The sequence below is a fragment of the Streptomyces sp. NPDC107521 genome (assembly GCF_055598485.1).
On the sequence record NZ_JBVKAT010000009.1, the window covers coordinates 76,844 to 97,691 of the forward strand.

Below are 20,848 nucleotides of genomic sequence, written 5' to 3' on the forward strand. Positions count from 1 at the left end.
CACGGACTCGCGTCGTTGTTGGTGTAACGGTAGATGTTCCCGGCCGCGTTGACACCCCACACATTGGTCCGCGACCCCGCCGAGATCCGGACGAGCCCGCCGGGGATCTGCTTCCAGTGACCGCTGTCCTCGTCGCCGGTGTAGCGGTAGATGTTCCCCGCCGAGTTGACACCCCACACGGTGCCGTCCGCCGCCGCCCCGATGTCCGCCAGAGCACCGGGCACCTGCACCCACGGACTCGCGTCGTTGTTGGTGTAACGGTAGATGTTCCCGGCCGCGTTGACACCCCACACATTGGTCCGCGACCCCGCCGAGATCCGGACGAGCGCACCGCTGATCTGCTTCCAGTCGGCCATTTCACCGGCCCCTTTCCGTCTGGGACTGCTCTGCGGAGACCCTCCCGCGACGGAACGATTCAGCATTCACACGGACTTGTGGCACGATCCTGCCTTTGTCCGGAAAGAAGTGTTTACCGGATGGGCACACATCCGGACCGGACCGGCACGGCCCAGTGGTTCACCAAGGGTGACCGGAACAGAGGTCCCGCCTGTGGGTTATCCACGGCGCCCCCCTTGACGCCCGACGCCCCGAAACGGGGCGCGACCGACCGCCGGGGGGCCGAACCCGCACGGAAGGAGCCGGAACGGCGCCCGCCCTCGCCCGGCCTCGCTCCGGAACGGCGGCTGCCGAGCCCCCGGCACGTGCGCCCCCCGCGTTCATCTGCCCCACGCCACCGGACGCGTGCGGCCCGAGTCCGCCACGGAAGAGTCCCGCTACCGAGCCGCCCGTCGGCGCCGCCGCCGGGAACGGCCCCACCAGCCTTGCCCGCACGCCCGATTGACGGCACCCGCGTCCGACGGGGTGGCACGCGCCCTCGCCCCCCGCTCACGCCTCCGGCCGCCACGGTGCCGCCGTGGCGGCCGGAACGCGGGATCACGGCCTCGCCGCCGGTCCGCCGGGTCAGCTCACGGGCTGGCACACGGCGTAGACCTCGTAGGAACCCGAGGTGCCCGCCGAGTTGTTGAAGGACACCGTCCATGTGTCACCGGCGGACGGATAGGACTCGTACACCTGGACCGTGAGGTTGTTGCCCCCGAGCGGCGTCCTCAGCCCACCACCCGTGATGGCCGTCCCTTCCGGGCAGGTGGCGGTTCCCGTGTTGAGCCCGGACACCAGCATGTGGGTCGTGTGGACGATCTCGGTCGGCAGGGTGGGTCCGGCGGGCCCAGCAGGACCAGCAGGCCCAGCGGGCCCAGCGGGCCCGGCAGGCCCGGCAGGCCCGGCAGGACCAACAGGCCCGGCAGGCCCGGCAGGCCCGGCAGGACCAGCAGGCCCGGGCGGGCCGGGCGGGCCGGGCTCACCGGGCGGACAACTGCTCGGGCAGCCGTTCCCCGTCCCGTGGTCGCCCCCCTCGTCGGCCGCGGCCTGGGGCGCCACCACTCCCGTGAACACCGCGGCGGCCAGCACCGGCAGGGCGGCACCGCGCAGCAGGGCCATGCGTTTCCGTATCAACCCGTCCTCCATGGTTCGGCTTCGAGTCGGCCCGCGTTCCGAGCAGGAGCGACGGGGCGGGCGACATGCCGGAAAGATCTCAGATGCCACGATCTGAACACGTCCGAGAAGCCCGCGCGAGCGAGGAGACCCCTTTGGGCCCTCACCGGGCCGAGGAGGTCGGCACGGCCACCGGCGGACGAGGACACCCCGGCACCGCCCGGATCACCCCGGGCGGCACGGGACGCCCCGAAGCGAACCCGTCCCCGACTAATCAAATTTGATTAGACTCCCGGCATGAGCGAGACGACCATCCCGATCCTGCCGTGCCGGACCATCCAGCCCGTTCTCGACTTCTACACCGTCCTCGGGTTCACGGAGACCTTCCGGCAGAAGAGCCCCAACCCGTACGCGGTCGTGGAGCTCGGCGGCATCCAGCTCCACTTCTTCGCGATGAAGCGGTACGAGCCGACGGAGTCCCACAGCACCTGCTACATCCGCACCGACGACGTCGACGGGCTGCACGACGCCTTCCGGGCCCGGCTCAAGAAGGCGTACGGGAGGATCCCGACCCGTGGGCTCCCGCGGATCGGGCCACTGAGGGACACCTCCTACGGCATGCGGCAGTTCCTCGTGACCGATCCGGGCGGGAACTGCCTCCGCGTCGGCCGGCCGACGAGCCGGGACCAGCACCATCGCCCCGCCCCCGACGAACCCGTTTCCCGGGCCCTCCACCACGCCTCCCTGCTCGCGGACTCGAAGGAGGATCCCGAGGGCGCCGCGAGGGTCATCGACCGGATTCTCGGCGCCGAGGACCGGCGGCCCGCGCCGGCGCAGGCGCTCCGCCTCCTCGTGCTGCGGGCTGACGTCGCCGGACGCCTCGGTGACGAGGAGACCGTGAGGTCCGCGGTGGCCCGGGCCACCGCGATCCGCCTCACCCTCCAGGAGCGGGAGTCGGCCCGCGACGACCTGGAGCGCCTTGCCGAGCTGAAGGAATGAGAGGGTGCCGAACCGTCTGCCGGACGGGCTTGTCGGGGGCATCGGACGGCGTCGGCCTACGCGCCCCGGCCGTCCCGGACCTCACCGCCGGTGTGGACCACGGCACCGTCCGGCGGGCGGGCGGCGCACTCCGTGGGGCCGGGGGTCACCAGGGGAGCACCCGGCGGACGAACACGTCGTCGTGCCCGTTGGTGTCCCCCGGGTACCCGAACGCGTCGTCCGACCCCGCGACGACGAGCGCGGTGCCATGGCCGTCGACACCCGTGACGGCGCCCGCCTCGTCCGGCGCGTCCCCGAGGTCGAAGATCATCCCGGTGCGTCCGGTGAGCAGGTCGTGACGGAAGAGGTCGGGCCGCCCGTCGGTGTCACCGGGCACCAGGCCGTCCGACGAGGAGGTGAAGTAGACCCAGCGGCCGTCGCCGCTGGTGATGATCGTCGTGTCCTGGCCGTTGCCGTCCCCGCCGTCGGCGGTCAGGCCCGCCTCGGTCGTCCTCCCGGACCGCAGGTCGTGGACGTAGGCGACGTAGCGGTGGCGCAGCAGGCCCCCGGAAGGGGTGCCGGGCCGCTCGTCGATCTCCCAGCCGATGAAGGCGACGTGCCGCCCGTCCGGGGCGATACGGCCGCCGGCGGCGCCGAGTTGTCCCTCCGGCCCCCTGCTGCCGGTCCGCACCCGGCCGGTGGCCTGGTCGAAGACCCGGAGCGGGTAGAGGGTGGGCTTCCGGAGGGAGGGGTCGGTGCCCGCGTCGATCCCGTCCGTCCGCAGCTCCGGCGTTCGTGCGGTCTCCTCGGGCTCCTCCGTGTCGTCCCACGGGTCGTCCGTCGGCAGGTTGCTGGTCCGGGCGATGAAGGCGACGCGCTGCCCGTCGTCGCTGATGGTGGCCGCCCGGGACGGGTGGACGGGGACCGCGCCCTTGCTGGTGATGCTGGCCAGCCGGGTGGTGCCGGTCCTGCGGTCCAGGACGAAGACGTTCTGATGCCCCCGCCGCCCGCCGGGAAGGTCCAGCTCGCGGGTGGGGGAGAAGGCGATGTACCGGCCGTCGCCGCTGATCGCCGGGTCGAACCCGCCGCCGTCGGGACCGGAGGTGGCCCGTACGGTACGGCCGGTGACCCGGTCGAAGACGAAGATGTCGTGGCGGGTGTCGGTGTCGTCGTCCACCAGGCCGGGCTCGGCCGAGTCGAAGGCGACGTAGCGTCCGTCGGCGCTCAGCGAGGCGCCGCCGAGCCGCTCGGCGGTGAGCTGCCGGCCGTGATCGCCCCACGGTGACCCGCTGGACGCGCCCGGTCCAGGTGTCCCGCACGAACCCGTCCTCGATGCCGTTGGTGTCCCCGGGCACCAGATCGTCCGCCGCCGAGGAGAAGAGCACGTACCGCCCGTCCCGGCTCACGCCGCCGCCCAGCGCCGGGGCGTCGAGCCGGCTGCCGCCCGGCCCGTAGGACACCCGCTGGGTGATTCCCGGCACCGTGCGCACGGACCCACCCGGATCGGCCGCCGCCGGCAGCACCGTCCCGGCGCCCAGCAGGAGCGCCACCGCCGGCACCCCGCCGCCGCGGACCGCCCGCCGGGCCGGCGACCGCCCGTCGGCCGCCTTCCCGCCCGTCCTCGGCGTCCCCCCACCAGCCATGGCCGGTCCTCCGGTCCGCCCCGCCACGCGCCGTCGCGGCCCGCCCGGACCCGGGCGCCCGCCGCGCGCAGCAGAGCAAACCGCCCCGCCGCTCGTCCCGTCAACGGCCCGGGCGGACAGGGACCACAACGCGCCTAGGGAGGCTCGGCCTCCGCCCGGTGCCCGGCCGGCCCGTCCCCGCAGCGCCGGGCGGGCGGGGCAGGACGTCCACGGCCCGCTGCGCCGGTCCGGCGGCGGCTCCCCCGTGCGCCTCCGCGCCGACCGTGTCGATGAGGGCGTCGGGGCCGCGCCCGTCGGTCCCGTCCTGGAAGGCGGCGACCAGGGCCTTCTCCGCGTCGAAGGGGCGCAGTTCGTAGGTCTCCACGCCTTGGGCACGGACCCGTTCCAGGCGTTCCGGGACGAGGTCCGCGCCGAACACCCGTCCGGCGCCCTGGACGAGGGCGATCCGGGCAGGCCATGTCGCCGACGGGGCCGAGGCCGGCGAGGGTGCCTCCCCTGGGAACGTCGGCGTAGCGGACGGCCTGCCCGGCGACGGGCAGGCCGTCGGGGAAGTGGACGAAGCGGTCGTCGGCCGGTCCGTGGTCCGCCTTGACCGGCCCGAACCGGGCCTGCGGCATCCGCAGGTACTCGGCCTGGCCGCCGGGAACGGCACCGTACAGGCGGGTGCAGCCGAAGAGCTGGGCTCCCATGCCCTCGGCGGTGACCTGTGTGCTCTCGCACCGGGTGGGCGGGCTGGTCCCGCACCTGTGGCAGTGACCGCACGCGATCCGGAAGGGGACCACCACCCGGTCTCCGGGAGCGATGTGCGTGACCTCGGAGCCGACCTCCTCCACGATGCCCATGGGCTCGTGGCCGAGGATGTCGCCGGGGGTCATGAACGGGATGAGCACCTCATGGAGGTACGGGCCGGAGCCGCACGGGCCGCTGCTGGTGACGCGGATGAACCGACCGCCCCGGCTCCCCGCGCCGGGAACGCGCCTCCGGCACGGGAGGGGGCCCTCCGGGGCCGGGCACGGACGCGTGGAGGGCGGACCGGGGCGGGAGGCCGCTCGTCGGGGCGGTCGACGGCGCCCTCCGCGGAACACGGACCCACCTCCACTACGAGTTGAGGCGAGACGTCTCGTCTTGCTAGGGTGGGGTCATGGCCTTCCTCTTCTTCGTCTGAGTCCGGGCACGGCCCCGCCGCCGTCTCTGCCGCCCGTCGACCCTTCGTACTCCCGGGGAAGCCCCATGCGCGACCGCGCCCATCCCGCCCTGCCCTCCGTCGTCCCCGCCGCCGCCCAGCTGTCCGTCAGGTCCGTCACCAAGTCGTACGGCACCCGGACCGTCCTCGACCAGGTCTCCTTCAGCGTCCGGCCGGGCGAGAAGGCCGCCGTCATCGGGGAGAACGGCTCCGGCAAGTCCACCCTGCTGCGGCTGCTCGCCGCGGCCGAGCCGCCGGACGCCGGGGAGGTCACCGTCCGGTTCCCCGGCGGAACGGGCCATCTCACCCAGACCCTTGACCTCGGCGCGGACCGTACCGTGCGGGACGCCGTCGACCTCGCGCTGGCCGAACTGCGCGGCATGGAGCGGGGCCTCCGTGCGGCGGAGGAGTCCCTCGCCGGCGCCTCCCGGGAGGAACTCGACGCGTACGGCGGGCTGTTGAACGCCTACGAGGAGCGCGGCGGATACACGGCGGACGCCCGTGTGGACGCCGCCCTGCACGGACTCGGGCTGGCCGGGGTCAGCCGGGAGCGTCCGCTCGGCTCGCTGTCCGGCGGCGAGCGGTCCCGGCTCGCGCTCGCCTGCACCCTGGCCGCCGCCCCCGAACTGCTGCTCCTGGACGAACCCACGAACCACCTCGACGCGGCGGCCGTGCGCCGGCTGGAGGAGCACCTGCGCGCACACCGGGGCACCGTCGTCGCGGTCACTCACGACCGCGGTTTCCTGGAGCGCATCGCCACCACGGTCCTGGAGGTCGACCGGGACGAGCGCACCGTGCGCCGGTACGGGGACGGATGGGCCGGCTACCGCGCCGCGAAGGCCGCCGCCCGGCGCGGCGCGGAGCAGCGGTACGCGGACTGGGCCGAGGAGGTGGCCCGCGCGGAGGAGCTGCTGGAGGCCGCGGGAAGGCGGCTGACCACCACCGGCCGCGACCCGAAGCAGGGCTTCGGCAAGCACCGCCGCTCCAGCGAGGCCAAGCTCGGCGGGCAGGTGCGCTCGGTGCGGGAGCGTCTGGACCGGCTGCGGCGCGACCCGGTGGCGAAGCCGCCGGCACCGCTCCGGTTCACGACGGCGCCGCCGTCGGCGAGCGACGGACCGGCTCGGGGCACACTCGCCGCGCTCGACGGCGTACGGGTCGGGGAACGGCTGCGCCTGGACGGGCGCCTGGCCCTCGGGCCGGGCGGACGCCTGCTCGTCACCGGTGCGAACGGCGCGGGCAAGTCGACGCTGCTCCGCGTCCTGGCCGGGGACCTGCGGCCGGACGCGGGAACGGTGCTCCGCCCCGCCCGGACCGGCTACCTCGCCCAGGACCTGCCCGCGCACACCACCCGGCTGCCGCTGCTCGCCGCGTTCGCCGCCGGGCGGCCCGGACCGCCGGAGGAGCACGCCGAACGTCTCCTGTCCCTGGGCCTGTTCCGCGACCAGGACCTGCACGTCCCCGTCGCCGCCCTGTCCGTGGGGCAGCGGCGACGGTTGCAGATCGCACGGCTGGTGACCCGGCCCGCGGACCTCCTCGTCCTCGACGAACCGACCAACCACCTCGCGCTCGACCTGGCCGAGGAGCTGAGGACGGCCCTCACGGCGTTCCCGGGGGCGGTGGTCGCGGTCTCCCACGACCGCGACTTCCGCGCGCGCTTCGAGGCCGAGCGGCTGGAACTCCACGCCGGCCGCGGGCGCTGACCCGGCCCAGCGCGGAGGGCGCGTCCTCGAACCCGTCGCACGCTCACGGGCCGCCGCCGGGAGGCGGTTCCCCGGCGGCGCCCTCCGGCCCGTCCACGGCGGCTCCGCGAGCACCGCCGACGCGGGGGCGGCCGTGGCGCCGGTTTCGAGTCCGCCGCGCCGGGGTCGCGGCGGAGCGTTCCCGGCGGGCGGTGCCTCCCGGCCGCGGCGAGGAGAAACGTCACGGCTAGGGTGCGCGGGTACGCCGACCGTTCCTTCCTGGAGATCCCCCGCTCATGGAGCCGCTCCATCCGGCCCCGGTGGTCCGCCGTCACCGCCGGTCCCTGCAACTCTGCTTCGCGATACCCGGGCTGTCGCTCGCCACCTGGGTGACCCGCACCCCCGACGTACGGGACCGGCTGGGGGCGTCCACCGCGGAGATGGGCCTGGTCCTGTTCGGCATGTCGATCGGCTCGATGCTCGGCATCCTGGTGGCGGGCGCGCTGGTGGCGCGGTTCGCCACCCGTCCGGTGATCCTGGCCGGCATGGGCCTGGTACTGGCCGGTGTCGGGGCCGCCGCGCTGGGCGCGGCCACCGCCTCGGCCCCGGCGGTGGCCACCGGGCTGGCGTTCATCGGTGCGGGCATCGGCCTGTCCGAGGTCGCCAGCAACGTCGACGGGGCGTTGGTGGAAGGGGAGTTCGGCCGACCGGTGCTCCCGGCCCTGCACGGTTGCTACAGCCTCGGCACCGTGATCGGCGCCTGCCTCGGCGTGGCCGGAGCGGTCGTCGGCATGCCGGTGTCCTGGCATCTGGCCGCGACACTGCTGCTGGCGACCGCCCTGTTCGCCTGCGCGGTGCCGGGCCTCCGCCCCGGTCTCGGCCGCCCGCAGCCGGGCCCCGGAGCGCCGCCCCGGGGAGCGGGGCCGGGGGCCGGCGGTTCCCGGGGGCACCGGCTGCTCCTGGACCCCCGGCTGCTGATGATCGGCGGCGTGGTGTTCGGCGTGACGCTCGCCGAGGGCGCCGCCACCGACTGGCTGCCGCTGCTGATGGTCGACGGCCACGGCATGCCGACGGGTCTCGGATCGGCGGTCTACGCGGGGTTCGCCGCGACCATGGCGGTGGGCCGGTTCGCCGGCGGCCCCGTGGTCACCCGCTTCGGACGTCCCGCGGTGCTGGGCACGGGTGCGCTGCTGACCGCGGCCGGGATCGCCCTGGTGTCCTTCGTGGACGTCCCGGCCGCCGCGGCCTGCGCCGTGCTGCTGTGGGGGCTCGGCACCTCGCTCGGGTTCCCGCTGGCGCTCTCCGCGGCCGGTGAGTCCGGCCCGGACACCACCGCCCGGATCGCCCTCGCCTCCCGGATCGGCTACATCGCGCTGCTGGCCGGGCCGCCGCTGCTGGGCCTGCTCGGCGAACACCGGGGGCTGCGCGCCGCGATGCTGCCCGTCATGCTGCTGATGCTGCTCGCGGCCGTGCTCTCACCCGCCACCGCCCGAGGCGGGCCCGACCGGCGGCGGTGACGGCGGCGGCACCGCCCGGGACTCCGGAAGGCTGACCGATGCCGGCGGCGGCAACGCCACCGGCGGACGTGGCCACTGCCCGCCGGACGCCGATCGGCCCGCCAACCGTGTCGGGCGGGCCCTCCGTACCGCCCTGCTCCCACGCCGACGGTCCCTCCGGAAACGCGCGGGGCCGCGACATCCTCCCGGGCGGGGCCCGCTTCCGAACCGGGGCGGGCCGGCTCGTGACGGGCGCGCGCCGCGGACCGGCGGGCGCGCCCGCCGCACGAGCGACTCCCCGGAGCGCGATCCCGCTCACGCGGCCGAGGCCCGACGGTGGCCTCGGACAGCGGGTGTCACACCCGTGCGTCGACGTGGTGCGCTCCGGCCGTTCCGACCGGACGGGACGCCGTGACCGGTCCTCGGCGCCCGGGCGGACGAGGGCGAGCGGCGACGGCGCGCCGTGAGCCGTCACGCGCAGCCCGGGCGGCCACGGGCGCCCCCGCCGCGGATCGTGCCGCAGCCCGGTGGGGTCGTGGGGCGACGGGGTGACACACGCGCGGCGGGCGTGCTGTGGCGGGGGCCGCACACCTGACCGACCCTGGTCCGAAGGGGACGACCGGCGAGCGGGCCGACCGAAGGAGACCCATTCATGGCCATCACCACGACCGACCACGCGGTCCCTCACACATCGACCGTCCCCGCGAACGCGGGCCAGAAGGTGGAGCTGTTCGTCAGGGAACACGACGGCTCGCCCTCGGGTCCGCCCGCGGACCGCAAGGTCGTCCTCATGCTGCACGGCAGGAGCGTGCCGGCGCTGGCGGGCTACGACCTCCAGCACACCTCGTACGCGTGGGGCAAGGCCCTCGCCCAGGCCGGGTACGACGTCTTCATGATGGACCTGCAGGGCTCCGGCCGGTCGCCGCGGCCCCGGATGGACGACCCCTGCAATGTCAATCCCGGCCAGCAGGCCGCCGTCACTCCCCCGCTGGAGGGGCCGCGCCCGCCCAGCTACCCGTTCGTCCTGACCAACTCCCAGAGCGACCAGGACGAACTCGGCACCGTCGTCGAGTACATCCGCGACAAGCGCGGCGTCGCGAAGGTCGCCTTCATCGGCTGGTCGGCGGCGGCGTTCGCCATGGGGCCGTACGCGATCAGGAACCCGGGGAAGGTGGAGAGCCTGTTCCTCCTCGGCCCGATCTTCCCTCCGAAGGGGCCCTCGAACCCGCCGACCCTGCCGGTGCCCGGCTTCCCCACCCATGTGCTCACCCACGCGAGCATCGAACAGGCCCTGGCCATGAAGTGCCCGAACCAGCACGAGCCCGGCATGGTCGACGTCGCCTGGAACGCGCTCATGGAGAACGACCCGATCGGCCGCGGCTGGGGGAAGATCCTGCCCTCCGGACAGCCGGCGGGCGTCAGCCGCTTCCGGAACTTCGTTACATGGGGCTGGAACACCACCACCGCGGGGCAGGACGGCGTCCTCGGCGGCAGCGTGCCCGCGCTGATCGTGCACGGCGAGCACGACCAGACGGCCAACACCACACCGCCCAGCACCAACCCGGCACTCGACTTCCACGTCCCCGCGCTCTACGACGCCATCAAGGGGCCGCACAAGCTCCTCGTCACGGTGAAGTGCGCCGGCCACTCGATGCCCTGGGAGACCCAGCACAAGAACCTGCACAACCTGTCGAAGTACTGGCTCAAGCACACCAAGGTCGACGGCAAGAGCCAGGGCAGCTTCGTGATGGACGAGAACGGCGACTTCAGCCCGGCACCCTGAACCGGGCCGCCCCGGCGGGCCGTCAGGGCTCGGCCCCCGACGGCCCCGCACCGCCCGCGCGCAACTCCCTCGCCAACGCGCCCCCGATGCTTGCGGTGGTTCCGGTCACGAGGTTCAGGAGCGCGCTCTCCCGTCGTCAGGGCCGGCTCCGGAGCACGCCGGACCCGGGGAACCCGGCGCTTCGCCCGGGGAACCGCTCCCCCTCGATCGCCCGCGCCCTCGCCGCGGCAGGGCCACCACCGTCCGGACCCGGGACGACCGCGCTACTCGAAGAGCGGGAATCTCGCCTCGTCGGGGCACTCGATCTCCACCGCCGCCAGGGCGAGCCCGACGTCGCCCCGGAAGAGGCTGTGGCTCGACCCGGCCCCCGACGGGGACGACTCCCGGTCGATGAGGGCGCCGTGCAGTCGTTCCGCAGCGAGCCCGAGCCAGTGCCGCTCCCCCGTGGAGCGGTACATGTGGAGCAGCGCGAAGACGTGTCCGGCCCGGCCGCAGCACAGCGAGGTGTTGGCTCCCCCGTCGTCGACGGTGGCGAACCCGGCGGCGGCGGCGAGGTCGTGATGGGCCGTACCGCCCAGGAGACGGTGTGCCGCGTTCCAGAGATACACATGGCCGGGAGACCCGTGGCACCAGCTGTTCATGTACGACGGCGTCGCCTGGTGGGTGCGCACGGGCCACCGCAGCCCCCTCCCGCGCCGTACGCCGAGGTCCGCCAGTTCGGCGAGGGGCCCCACGATGTCGCCGTCCGCGTCGCGGTCGGTGACCTCCCACCACGCCATGAGCGTGTGGAGCAGGCCGGCCGAGCCGTGCGCGGCACCCGTGTAGCGGGGACCCGGATGACGGTCCCCGTGCCCGTGCCGCAGGGCGCTCCGGAGCACGTGGTCGGCGAACACGTCGCCGCGGCCGGTCAGTTGCGCGAGTACGGACGCCGTCGCGTCGTCCGGGTGCTCGGTCTCCCGCAGGCACCGCACGAGGTGCCGGCAGCCGGCGAGCACGCCGGGCGTTCCGAAGGTCGGATCCGTGCCGTGGTCGGGCTCGTCCATGAATCCCAGGTAGGCCCGGGCGGCACCGACGAGCGTCCGGGTGTCGCCCCGGGCGTGGGCGACCAGACCTCGCACCAGTTCGACTCCCGACCCGGTGTGGTAGGGGGACACCGAGCCGACGACGTCCCGGCCGACGCCCGCGCCCTCGTCGTACAGCCCCCGCGGTTCCCGGGCCGACCGGGCGGCGCGCTCCGCCCACCGGTCGGCCGCGGCGAGCGGCGCGGGGTCTCCTCCGAGCAGGGCCAGGCGCAGAAGGTAGTAGGCGATCCCCGCGGCACCGTTCGTGAAGGTCGCCCGCGGACCGGTCGCGGGCCCCTCGGCGAAGAGACGGCGGTCCGGGTCGATCCGCTCGCCCACGCTCCCGATCAGCCGGTCCGCGCGGTTGACGACCGGCACCGGGGGGCGCCCGGCGGGCCGCCCGTCGAGCACCACCCGGGAGACCGCCGTCGCCATCGCGGCCACCGAAGGGAACCTGGCGCCGGCGGACTTGGACAGCGCGCGGCGGAGCACGTCCTCCAGCTCCGGCCACGGGACGGCGCCCGCCTCGGCGAACGACCGGGGCGGTGTCCGCACGATCCGCTCGTGGAACCGGTCCGCCTCGGGCGGGAAGCTCACGTAGTCCCGACCGGTCGCCACCCGGTAGCAGAGCGCTCCCAGCGCGTACTGTTCCGCGGCGGCGGTCGCGGCGGGCGGTGGTCCGCCCGCGCGGGCGGCTCGGGCGTGGTCCGGGTCGAAGTACTCCGGCGCCCCTCCGCGGGGGACCCGGGTGCCGGGCTCGTCGAGCAGCCGAGCGAGCCCGAAGTCCAGGACTCTGACCGTTCCTCGGGCGTCGACCAGGACGTTCCCGGGGTGGACGTCGCCGTGGAGCACCCGGCGATCGTGCAGCGTCGCGTACGCGGACAGCAACGCGAGGAGCAGGTCGCGCGTCGTCCGGCGTGAGCCCGTGTCCCCGCCGACGGGAGCGACCGCCCGGGTGATGTCCGTGCCCTCGCACCATTCCATGACCAGGAACCGGTGTCGCCCGTCGTCGCCGAGCCCCAGGAAGCGGGGACCCGGGGAACCGTCCAGGCGTCGAAGGACGCGCCCTTCCCGCTCCAGCGCGGCGACGCAGCGGCCGCTCGTCGCGTCGACCGCCTTGATCGCGCGGAGGGCTCCCGTGGCCGTGCGCACGCGGTAGACCTGGGTGTCGTCGGTGATGTGGACGCACGCCTCGACCGTGTGGCCCGGGAGTGAGGCACCCGGGGCGTACCAGGGTGCGAGCTCCCGGCTCAGACGGGAGTCCTCGGGGACCAGCCACCTGGCGTGGAGGAAACGGGTCAGGACCGGCCAGGAGGCGTCGAGGACGCCTTGCGGGTCGAGCGCGTGCTCGCCGGCGTACCGGCCGATGGCGTCGGGGATCGTGCGGGGGGTACGAAAGCCCAGGAACAGCTCCGCCAGGTCCGGGGAGACGACCATGGACCGCGCACGCGATCCCGGCCGGGTGACGAGCCAGTCCCCCTCGTCGACCTCCAGACCGGCCAGGCCGGCGGGGTCGAAGTCTCCGGCGGGGGCCAGGGTGACATCGGGCGGGAGGACCAGTCTGTCGGTCGTCGCCTTCACAGGGCGCTCCGTTCCCCCGCGCGGACGGGCTCCGCCGTCGGTCGCCATGTGGCGGGGTCGACCCCCGCCGCCCGGACGCGGTGCAGCGCGGCGGAGTGCGCCCGGTGGCCGGTCAGCCCGCCGCGCCGGGCCTGGGTCAGCCCGCCGGCCAGTCGCGCGGTGATCCAGGTCCGCCAGCTGTCGACGAGTGCGTGGTGGCCGTCCGGCGCCGGTGCCGGGTCGAGCCCCCAGGAGAGCAGCCCGTCGAGGCCGGTGTCACAGGTGAAGGGAACGCCGTGCACCTCGGTTCCGGCCAGAACCGGCGCGAGCGCCGCGGCCAGGTCCCGCAGGGTCCGCTCGGATTCGAGGTAGACCACGAACTTGTCGGGCCGGGCCGTCGCGCCGACACTGTCGGCCACCTTCCAGCCGATGACCCCGTCGGCCTCCGCGATCAGCGGGACCGCCGCGGCCACGGTGTCCGCGAGGTGGCCGGGGGTGGGACTGACGTAGAGCTTCGGGGTCGTCCGTCCGGCGCGTGCCGGGAGGTCGCGGCGGCGGAGGGTGCGCCACGGGTGGTTCACGCTCTCGCTCCAGCGCGGCCCCGGTCGGTGCGGCGCGGCACGCCGCATCCGCGCGCGGAAGGCGTCGCCGTACGCGGTGGTGCGCCAGGCGGGGCGGATCGCCGTCCGGTGGAACGCGTACAGCCGCGCGGCGATGTCGGCCTGGGCGTCGAGGTGGAGCGACTCCGCGTGGGCGATCGCGTCGCGGGACAGGGTGGCGAGGCGGCCGACGGGCGGGGCCGGGCGGTCGGTGGCCAGTCGGGCGAGGGCGTCCACGCCGGTCACGAACCGGCCGGCGACACGGACTTCGAGCACCTCGGCGCCGACGAGGTCGCCGAGTGCCTCGCCGTCGAGAGCGGGCCACTCCGGTGAGGGCAGCCGGCACGGAGCGGCGAGTCGTGCGAACAGGCTCCCCAGTGACGGGCTCACGGCCTTGATCGTGCCGTCCTCCGGTGCGGCCGGGACGAGCAGTCCGCCGACGGCGGAGCGGGACGACGGGCCGGCCACCGCCCGTCGCTGCGAAGGGTCGAGAGCGTCCAGGCCACGCAACGCGTAGCGCGGGTTCGCCCGATAGAGGCGCCGGTCATTGGCCGGTCCGCCCACGTCGACTCCTGATCCGCCGTTCACGCACCGAACGCTCCGACCGCCTGGCAACGGGCCTCAGCTCTTCTTGAGCTCCGCCTTCGCGCTCCGCACCGCTTCGAGGGCCGCGGTGAGCTTCTGTTCCAGCTCGTCGGCCTCCTCGACCGTCGCGGGCGCGAGGCGGGTGTGCGACTCGACCTCGGCCGTGGCACGGACGACCTGAAGGGCCTGGTCCAGTTCGATCTTCATCTCGTCGAACTCCTCCCGCTGGATCACCGAAGTGATGCCGCAGGTGACGCCGCCGCAACCGACCGTCGGCAGGTCGCACGAGATGACCGAGCAGCCTCCACAGTGCGGACCGTCGACGTCCGCCACCGTGATCATCAGATCCTTGAACAGGAAACGCACGACCAATCCTCCTCAGGCGAATCGACATCGGACAAGATATACAAAAGCACACGAAAACCATGCCTGCTCACGATGGATCGCATATCACCTCAATGCACCACAGGGCGCGTGCACGGGTGGTGCACCGGACCACTGCCTGGAGCCCGTCCCGCCATGACACCGCCCAATCCGCCCGCCCCCCGTGTCGGCGCCGTGCTGCCGCACCCGCTCCTCCGGGACGCCGCCGAAGCGCTGGCCCGCGGAATCGCGTGCCCCGCGCCGCCGCGCCGGGATGCCGAGGCCGACATCGCGGCGGACTACACGGAACGCGTCGGACGCGATCTGACGGAGGGCGAGGCGCGCCTGCTGGAGTCGGTCGCCGTCGCGCGGGAGAGGGGGCTGGCGCTCTGCCGGGCCGGCCGCGTCCGGGAGGGCGGCTCCGTGCTGGCGGACGCGCGAGGGGCGCTGACCCGGGCGGAGACCGGCAGGGAGGCATATGTGCTGGCCGACTCGTTCCTCCGCGCGGCCGAGGGCTTCGCGCACTTCGCCTCGGGCCGGACCGGACCGGCGGTCTCCTCGATGCTGCTCGCGCTCGACCGGTGCCGGGAACTCCGCGACCGCTGGGACTATCCCGTCGAGGGCCGCCGCATCCACATCGCCTGCAACATCGAGCGCGTACGGGTCGAAGCGGGCCGTACGCGGGAGAGCGCGGTCGCCCTGACGCGGTTGCTGAGCCTGATCGACACCGCGGACCGGCACCACTGGCCCCACCCGCACCTCGAGTACGACGGCGAGCCCGACCTGCTGGACGACGACGTGCGGTGGGAGTTGACCGACCAGGCCCTGGCGGTCCTGTCGAGGCTCGACCCCGCGGCCCTCGCCCGGGCCGCCGCGCTGCTCGCCCGGCCGGACGGAGAAGCGACGGGCCCGAGGGCCGCCCGCGCCCGCTGCTTCACCGAGACGCTGCGTGCCGATGCGTCAGGTGATCCCGCGGCCTTTCTGTCGGGCTGTGCCGCGTTCCTCCCCTCCGGGCCGCAGCACCTCCCCCGGGCCTTCCGCATCCTGTCCGAGCGGCTGCTGAGGGTGATCGGGTGACGTCCGCCCCCGGCTCCCGGCCAGGACCGGGCGGGCGGGGTCATGGCGGGGAGGGCAGCGACGACGGGGACGGCAACCGGCCTCACGGGAACGTCCGTCGAGTTCCCGTGTCCAGACGCCGGGCCCGTGGTGCCTCCGCCGGGAAGCCGGTTCGCCCGGTCCGGAGCGAGCGGGCCGGCCGCCGCGGGCGTGACGCTCGACGACCCGAAGGAGCCGGTCCGTCGGCGGGTACGACGCGCTCCCGGTGCGCCCTGACGAGGCGTACGACTCCGACCCGGGTACCGGACGTGGACGGAGCCCGACCGCCCGGCACGGGAAGGGCAGCCGGGTGCTGGATCCGGGCCGCGGCGGTGGAGTCCCCGGCGGACCGGTCCCCGCCGCACGGCGGTTCGCGCCGACGACGGCGCGTAGCGCGGACCTCCCCGGGCTCCGTGCCCGGCGGAAGGGCGGCGAGCCCCCGGGCGGACTCCGTACGGGCACCGCCGGAGCGGGCCGCCGACGAACCCGCGAGCGCCAACAGCGGCCTTCTGTCATTCTGCCGGTCATGTCCGCACGCAAACGAAGGCTGCCCCGGCACCTCGCCTGGCCCCTGACCACCACCGACATCGACCGATGCCTCGGCCCCCTCATGAGCGACGTCACGGACCTCGGGTTCCTCACCGGGCACGACAGCGGGACCATCGTCCTGGGGGCCGCGTGGATCGCACCGATGCCCCACAACTACGGCGGGGGAGTCCACCCCGACATGGTGGGATTCCGCATAGACGTCCACCCGGTCGACGCCACTGAGCGCGCCGCCGTCCGCGCCGTGCTGCGGGCGCACGCCCTTCCGCAGCTCCACGCATGGATCACGCGGGCGCTCGCGGCCGACGAGACCTGGCGGCTGACACCCCACCAGCACTACTGGCGGCTCGCGGACGGCCGCCTCACGCACCGCGACGAGGAGTGAACCGGGCCCGGCCACGCGGCACGTGCTCGCGCCGGTGAGGTCACCCGCGCGGTCCCGGCGCGGCGCGCGCCGCCTCGGACGACGGCGACGCCGCCGACGGATACCGCCTCCCGCGGGTCGGCAACGAGGCCCGGTCCCGCGGTCGAACAGATCCAGGTCGGACACGTCCTCGTCGAGCGATACCGCCAGGTGGACGCGCGTTTGCCCGCCCCGGGCCCCGGGGAGCCGCCCCGGCCGGGGCACGGGACACATTCGCCTTCTCGCATGGTGACGGTTACATTCCACTTGGAACGTCGGCACGCCGGACACGGCGGTCAAGCACCGCGCCGCGCCCGGCCGCCACCGCCACGACCGCTGTCCCGACGCCGGGACGGCGGCACCGGCGGTATCAGTGTCACCAGCAAGTGGGGGAGAACATGCACAAGGCACGTATCGCGTTCGCGGCCGCCCTGGCCGTCGCCGGACTCGGCCTCACGGCCTGCGGCGGCGACGACGAGGCGGGACCGGAGAAGGAGACGCCCGCCGTGTCGGCCGAGGCGTCGCCGGAGGCGTCGGCCACGCAGGAACGGACTCAGGCGCCCGACGGGGACAAGGACAAGGAGGACGTCCCGGCCACCGAGGACGGTGACGTCACCAAGCCGGGCACGAAGCTCGGGATCGGCGAGCGGGCCGTCCTTCCGTTCACCTACGGGACGACGAAGAAGGGCACCATCGCCGTCACCGTCACGGCGATCGAGAAGGGCACCGAGGCGGACATGGCCAGGTTCGGCGAGAAGGCCAAGGGCATGACGCCGTACTTCATCAGGATGAAGGTGGAGAACGTCGGCGGCACCGACCTGTCGTACTCCTCCCTCAAGCTGGACGGCGCGCTGGAGGGCGGCGGCGGCACCGGCGTCATCCTGATCGGCGGCCTCCCGGACAAGTGCGCCGGCAAGAACGCGCCCGCCGATTTCACGACCAAGGGCGCCTCGTTCGAGACCTGCTCGCTCTCCGCCACCAAGACCGCGCCGATCGCCGCCGCCGAGTTCGACGAGGGCGACGCGTACCGCGACAACCCGGTGGTCTGGAGCAACTGACGGCGCTGCCCGCCGCATGCCCCACCGATGACCACTCCCCCGCCCGGCCGCTCCGCCCGAGCGGCCGGGCGGGCCCCGGCCGTCGGCCCGTACGGCGCGCCCGCCGGAACCGGACCGGCGGATCCGAGCCGGGCTCCTCAAGAGCGCCGTCACCGCCGGCGGCCTCCGGCCGGCGGGAATCCGGGACCGGAGGCGGCGGCGCCCGGTCAGTTGGCGACGTAGACGTGCCGGCGGCCGAGGTCGTCGCGCTCGGCGATGTCGAGCAGCGCTGTCGCCATGTCGGCGGCGGTGACCTTCCACCCGCGCTTCAACGGCCCCTCGGTGCTCAGCCGGTAGCCGTGCCGGGTCGTGGCCGGCTGGATGCGCGGGGCGCGGACGGCCGTCCACCGGACGCCGCTCTCCCACAGCACGATGTCCATCCGGCGCATGTCGTCGTAGGTGGCCCCCAGGAACTTCTGCAGGAGCGGGAGCACGATCCAGAGCTTGAGCGGCCCCTGGTGCGCCCAGTGTTCGGCGACCTCGGAGGAGATGACCACGAGCCGTTCGACGCCGTGGGCGGTCATTCCGGCGATCAGGTTGCGCGTGCCCTGCGAGTACAGGGTCGTCGGGGTCCTCGACGCGCCGATGCCCACGGTGCTCACCACCGCGTCGATCCCCGCGAGCGCGGGGCGGACCGCGGAGGGGTCGAGGATGTCGACGGCCTCCGCGCCGAGGTTCGGATGCTCCATTCCGAGCGCGGCGGGATCGCGGGCGACGGCCCGCACCTCGTGCCCACGCTGGAGCGCCTGCTCCACGACGAGGCGTCCGACGGTGCCCGTCGCACCGGGTACCAGGATCCTCATGCCCCCTCCTCTGCTGCCGGGACGATAGACTGAACGATAGTTCCGAATGCGTATGGTTCCGATTCGGTAATAACTCTAACAGGGGGAGGTCACATGGAAACCGAGGAGCTGGTGGTGAGGGTGCGCGCGGCGATGCAGCGGCAGATCGTCCACGCGATCCTGGGCAACGAACGGGTGGCGCGCGATCACGGACTGCTCGTCACGGATCTGCAGACGCTCCACCTCCTGGTCCTGCGCGAGGACGCACGCACCCCGCGCCGGATCAGCGCCATCACCGGGATGCCCCCGAGCACCGTGACCAAGCTCGTCGACCGGCTCGAAGCCGCCGGATTCATCCGCCGCACCCCCGACCCGGCCGACCGCCGGCGTACGGTGCTCGAACTGGTGCCGAGCGCGATCGCCCCGCTCCGGACGCTGTACGGTCGCACCGACGAGCAGTTCGACGGACTGAGCCGGCGGTTCGCCCCCGAGGAACTCGAGGTCGTGGCCCGGTACCTCGACGCGGTCAGCGACTTCTACACGCTCCGCTAGCCGGGCCCCTCCTCGAAACGACCGGCCGTACGGCGGAGTCGGCGGAGCACCGGGGGCGCCCCCGCCCCGGTGCCCTTCCGTACCCACAACAGCGGTGCGCGACCCGGACGTTGGGGTCGGTCCGGCGTGGAACACGTCCGGGCCGGGACGCGGCGGGAAGCACGGGGGCGGGAACCGCGAAGGCAGGGGTAGCGTTCCGGCATGACGTCAGCGCCGCCCCGGTTCCCGCCGCGTCCGATCCATGGCGTGCGGGTGCTGCATCAGAGACAGAACTGCGCACCGCAGTTCGCGGGGATCGAGGTGGATTTCGAGCCCGCGGCGGAGGGCTTCGCCTTCGAGGCGGCACGGGAACTGACCGTGGACCACGAACCCGCCGAACCCCTGGCCCACCTCGTCGCGGCTGCCGCCGCGGGGATCGAGGAGCAGTTGCGCCTGCCCGACCACGGACTCGTGGTCGCCGCTCGGGTGGTGCTGCGCCGCGTACGCGTCGACTCCCTCGGCTCCCACGCGCCGGCGTTCAGGATCGCGGGCCACCTGGCCGCCCGCGAGGCACTGGAACGTGCGGGGTACCCGCACCACTGAGTACCGCCCCGCGACGAGACAGCGGGCTCCCCACACCCGACCGGGTCGTGAGTGCCCACCGAGCGTGCGTCCCGGGCGAGGTGGCGGACAGGGCGACCGGACGCGACGGGCGTGCCGTGGGAAGTACGCCCGTGACGGGCGCCGTCCGGATCTCCGGGCTCCACGGGCGGGCCCCGCCCCCGCTCCGCCGTCCACCGGCGCCGTCCGCACGCGGCCCCCGCGGCGAGAAGCCGCGGGGGCCGCGTGCGGGTGATCCGTCCACGGTGCGGCCCGGCAGAGGACCTCCGCCGCCACCCGCCGGGCCGGGCGGGTCCCGGCCCGCGATCCAGCCGGACAGGAGCAGGGCGAGTCCCATGGGGACGAGCGCCCAGGCGGCGAGGTCGGCCGGAGCGGTCCCGGCGGTGAGCAGACTGCCGCCGAGTGCGGCCCCGACGGCGGAGCCGGGGTACAGGGCCGCCATCCGGAACCGGCGGCGGCCGCCGTCGCGACGGCGGTGAGCACACCGGCACCCGCCCCGGCGATCACCCGTGAGGCGAGGAAGACGCCGGTGCCCGGTGCCACCGTGGTGACGAGATTGCCGAGGTTGAACACTCCGAGCGCGATCATCAGCGCCCGTACCGTGCCGCTCCGGGTCAGCCGGCTCGACAGCAGGGGTCCGGCGACCGCGTGGGCGGCGGTGAAGGCGGTGACGCCCAGGCCGATCATCGCCACCGAGGCCGCCAGGGAATCCGCGATCCGCGGGAGCGCCCCGGCCAGGACGTAGGCGTCGATGCCGAGCGCGACCGCGGCCGTGACCAGGGGCCAGATCCTGCAGATCACTCGCCGTCCTCCTCGTCCAACGAGCGCGCCCCGCGCACCTCGCGCGCCCCGTCCGGGCGTGCCGTCCGGGCGTGCCGTCCGCCGGAGGTGAGAGCCGGAGTCCCCGCGGGCCGGAGCGGCGCGTGGACCGGCCCTCTTCCGCGTGTTCCGTCCTGGACGGCCGCCACTCCGCATCGCGGAGAACAAGCCCCCACGGGGTCGTGCGGTCCGCCCACTCGCACTGCGCGCCGCGGGGTGCCGACCGTGGGGTGATCCCCGAGCCGGGCCGCCGGGACGTGGATGCGGGGCCCGACGCCGAGGGGCCGTGGTGGTGCCCCCGCGCCGTCCCACCCCTCCCCCGGCCCGGCCCCCGGCGACGGCGGACGGCGGACGGCGGACGGCTCGATGCTCGCGCCGTGCGGCCACGAGGGGGCCGCGGCCGGGCCTGGACACCCGGCGGGACGGACGGCGGCCGTTCCACGACCCGCCGAACCGGCGGCACGCGCCGCCGCCCCTCCCGGACACGGAACGGGCGGGAGACGAGGCACAACGGCTCGTCTCCCGCCCGTCAC

Annotated in this window: 16 protein-coding genes and 2 pseudogenes; 9 read left to right on the top strand and 9 right to left on the bottom strand. The window is 74.6% G+C overall.

What is annotated here, in order from left to right:
- The coding region (locus ACZ7LB_RS15880) for a tectonin domain-containing protein (RefSeq protein WP_471468612.1) at positions 1 to 356 on the bottom strand (356 nt) is incomplete at its 3' end.
- 604 nt (positions 357 to 960) lie between these two features.
- Complete coding sequence (locus ACZ7LB_RS15885; protein ID WP_471468614.1) at positions 961 to 1,179, bottom strand: hypothetical protein; 219 nt, start codon at positions 1,177 to 1,179, stop codon at positions 961 to 963.
- 609 nt (positions 1,180 to 1,788) lie between these two features.
- Here ACZ7LB_RS15885 and ACZ7LB_RS15890 point away from each other — a divergent pair.
- The gene (locus tag ACZ7LB_RS15890) at positions 1,789 to 2,490 is read left to right on the top strand and encodes a bleomycin resistance protein (RefSeq protein WP_471468616.1); all 702 of its coding nucleotides are present in this window, start codon (positions 1,789 to 1,791) and stop codon (positions 2,488 to 2,490) included.
- A gap of 145 nt (positions 2,491 to 2,635) precedes the next feature.
- On the opposite strand, the gene ACZ7LB_RS15895 is transcribed toward ACZ7LB_RS15890, so the two are convergent.
- Together ACZ7LB_RS15895 and ACZ7LB_RS15900 are read right to left on the bottom strand one after the other, a co-directional pair.
- Entirely contained in the window at positions 2,636 to 3,646 is a 1,011-nt protein-coding gene (locus ACZ7LB_RS15895; protein ID WP_471468618.1) for a TolB family protein, read from the bottom strand.
- Between the two features lie 659 nt (positions 3,647 to 4,305).
- Positions 4,306 to 5,053, bottom strand: a pseudogene (locus tag ACZ7LB_RS15900) (alcohol dehydrogenase catalytic domain-containing protein); the annotation flags it as partial.
- Between the two features lie 289 nt (positions 5,054 to 5,342).
- On the opposite strand from ACZ7LB_RS15900, the gene abc-f reads away from it, so the two are divergent.
- From abc-f to ACZ7LB_RS15915, 3 genes are all read left to right on the top strand, one after another.
- On the top strand, positions 5,343 to 6,995 hold the full coding sequence (gene abc-f / locus ACZ7LB_RS15905; protein ID WP_471468619.1) for a ribosomal protection-like ABC-F family protein: 1,653 nt from the start codon (positions 5,343 to 5,345) through the stop codon (positions 6,993 to 6,995).
- Between the two features lie 275 nt (positions 6,996 to 7,270).
- Complete coding sequence (locus ACZ7LB_RS15910) at positions 7,271 to 8,491, top strand: MFS transporter (RefSeq protein ID WP_471468621.1); 1,221 nt, start codon at positions 7,271 to 7,273, stop codon at positions 8,489 to 8,491.
- A 631-nt stretch (positions 8,492 to 9,122) separates the two neighbouring features.
- Positions 9,123 to 10,253 carry an alpha/beta fold hydrolase gene (locus ACZ7LB_RS15915; RefSeq protein WP_471468623.1) on the top strand — a complete coding sequence of 377 codons (1,131 nt, stop codon included), beginning with the start codon at positions 9,123 to 9,125 and terminating at the stop codon, positions 10,251 to 10,253.
- A gap of 263 nt (positions 10,254 to 10,516) precedes the next feature.
- On the opposite strand, the gene ACZ7LB_RS15920 is transcribed toward ACZ7LB_RS15915, so the two are convergent.
- From ACZ7LB_RS15920 to ACZ7LB_RS15930, 3 genes are all read right to left on the bottom strand, one after another.
- Positions 10,517 to 12,895, bottom strand: coding sequence for a lanthionine synthetase LanC family protein (locus ACZ7LB_RS15920; protein ID WP_471468625.1), 2,379 nt, complete (start codon positions 12,893 to 12,895; stop codon positions 10,517 to 10,519).
- Entirely contained in the window at positions 12,892 to 13,863 is a 972-nt protein-coding gene (locus ACZ7LB_RS15925; RefSeq protein ID WP_471468626.1) for a hypothetical protein, read from the bottom strand. Before ACZ7LB_RS15925 ends, ACZ7LB_RS15920 begins: the two co-directional genes overlap by 4 nt.
- Positions 13,864 to 14,094: 231 nt before the next feature.
- Positions 14,095 to 14,424, bottom strand: coding sequence for a hypothetical protein (locus ACZ7LB_RS15930; protein ID WP_471468627.1), 330 nt, complete (start codon positions 14,422 to 14,424; stop codon positions 14,095 to 14,097).
- A 153-nt stretch (positions 14,425 to 14,577) separates the two neighbouring features.
- Between ACZ7LB_RS15930 and ACZ7LB_RS15935 the strand changes: the two genes are divergently transcribed.
- The 3 genes from ACZ7LB_RS15935 (at position 14,578) to ACZ7LB_RS15945 (ending at position 17,523) form a co-directional block, all read left to right on the top strand.
- Positions 14,578 to 15,498: a hypothetical protein gene (locus ACZ7LB_RS15935; protein WP_471468628.1), complete on the top strand. Its 921-nt coding sequence runs from the start codon at positions 14,578 to 14,580 to the stop codon at positions 15,496 to 15,498.
- 544 nt (positions 15,499 to 16,042) lie between these two features.
- Positions 16,043 to 16,447, top strand: a complete 405-nt coding sequence (locus ACZ7LB_RS15940; RefSeq protein WP_471468630.1) for a hypothetical protein — start codon at positions 16,043 to 16,045, stop codon at positions 16,445 to 16,447.
- Positions 16,448 to 16,863: 416 nt separating this feature from the next.
- Positions 16,864 to 17,523 carry a hypothetical protein gene (locus ACZ7LB_RS15945; RefSeq protein ID WP_471468632.1) on the top strand — a complete coding sequence of 220 codons (660 nt, stop codon included), beginning with the start codon at positions 16,864 to 16,866 and terminating at the stop codon, positions 17,521 to 17,523.
- A 206-nt stretch (positions 17,524 to 17,729) separates the two neighbouring features.
- Here ACZ7LB_RS15945 and ACZ7LB_RS15950 read toward each other — a convergent pair whose 3' ends face one another.
- Positions 17,730 to 18,365 (bottom strand): NAD(P)-dependent oxidoreductase, encoded by a 636-nt coding sequence (locus tag ACZ7LB_RS15950; protein ID WP_471468634.1) that lies wholly within the window; start codon positions 18,363 to 18,365, stop codon positions 17,730 to 17,732.
- Between the two features lie 93 nt (positions 18,366 to 18,458).
- Here ACZ7LB_RS15950 and ACZ7LB_RS15955 point away from each other — a divergent pair, with 93 nt between their 5' ends.
- Both ACZ7LB_RS15955 and ACZ7LB_RS15960 read left to right on the top strand, forming a co-directional pair.
- Positions 18,459 to 18,896 carry a MarR family winged helix-turn-helix transcriptional regulator gene (locus ACZ7LB_RS15955; protein ID WP_471468635.1) on the top strand — a complete coding sequence of 146 codons (438 nt, stop codon included), beginning with the start codon at positions 18,459 to 18,461 and terminating at the stop codon, positions 18,894 to 18,896.
- Positions 18,897 to 19,148: 252 nt separating this feature from the next.
- Complete coding sequence (locus ACZ7LB_RS15960) at positions 19,149 to 19,478, top strand: hypothetical protein (protein ID WP_471468876.1); 330 nt, start codon at positions 19,149 to 19,151, stop codon at positions 19,476 to 19,478.
- Positions 19,479 to 20,006: 528 nt separating this feature from the next.
- Here the strand turns inward: ACZ7LB_RS15960 and ACZ7LB_RS15965 are convergent.
- A pseudogene (locus ACZ7LB_RS15965) lies at positions 20,007 to 20,471 on the bottom strand (hypothetical protein); the annotation flags it as partial.
- Positions 20,472 to 20,848: the final 377 nt, after the last annotated feature.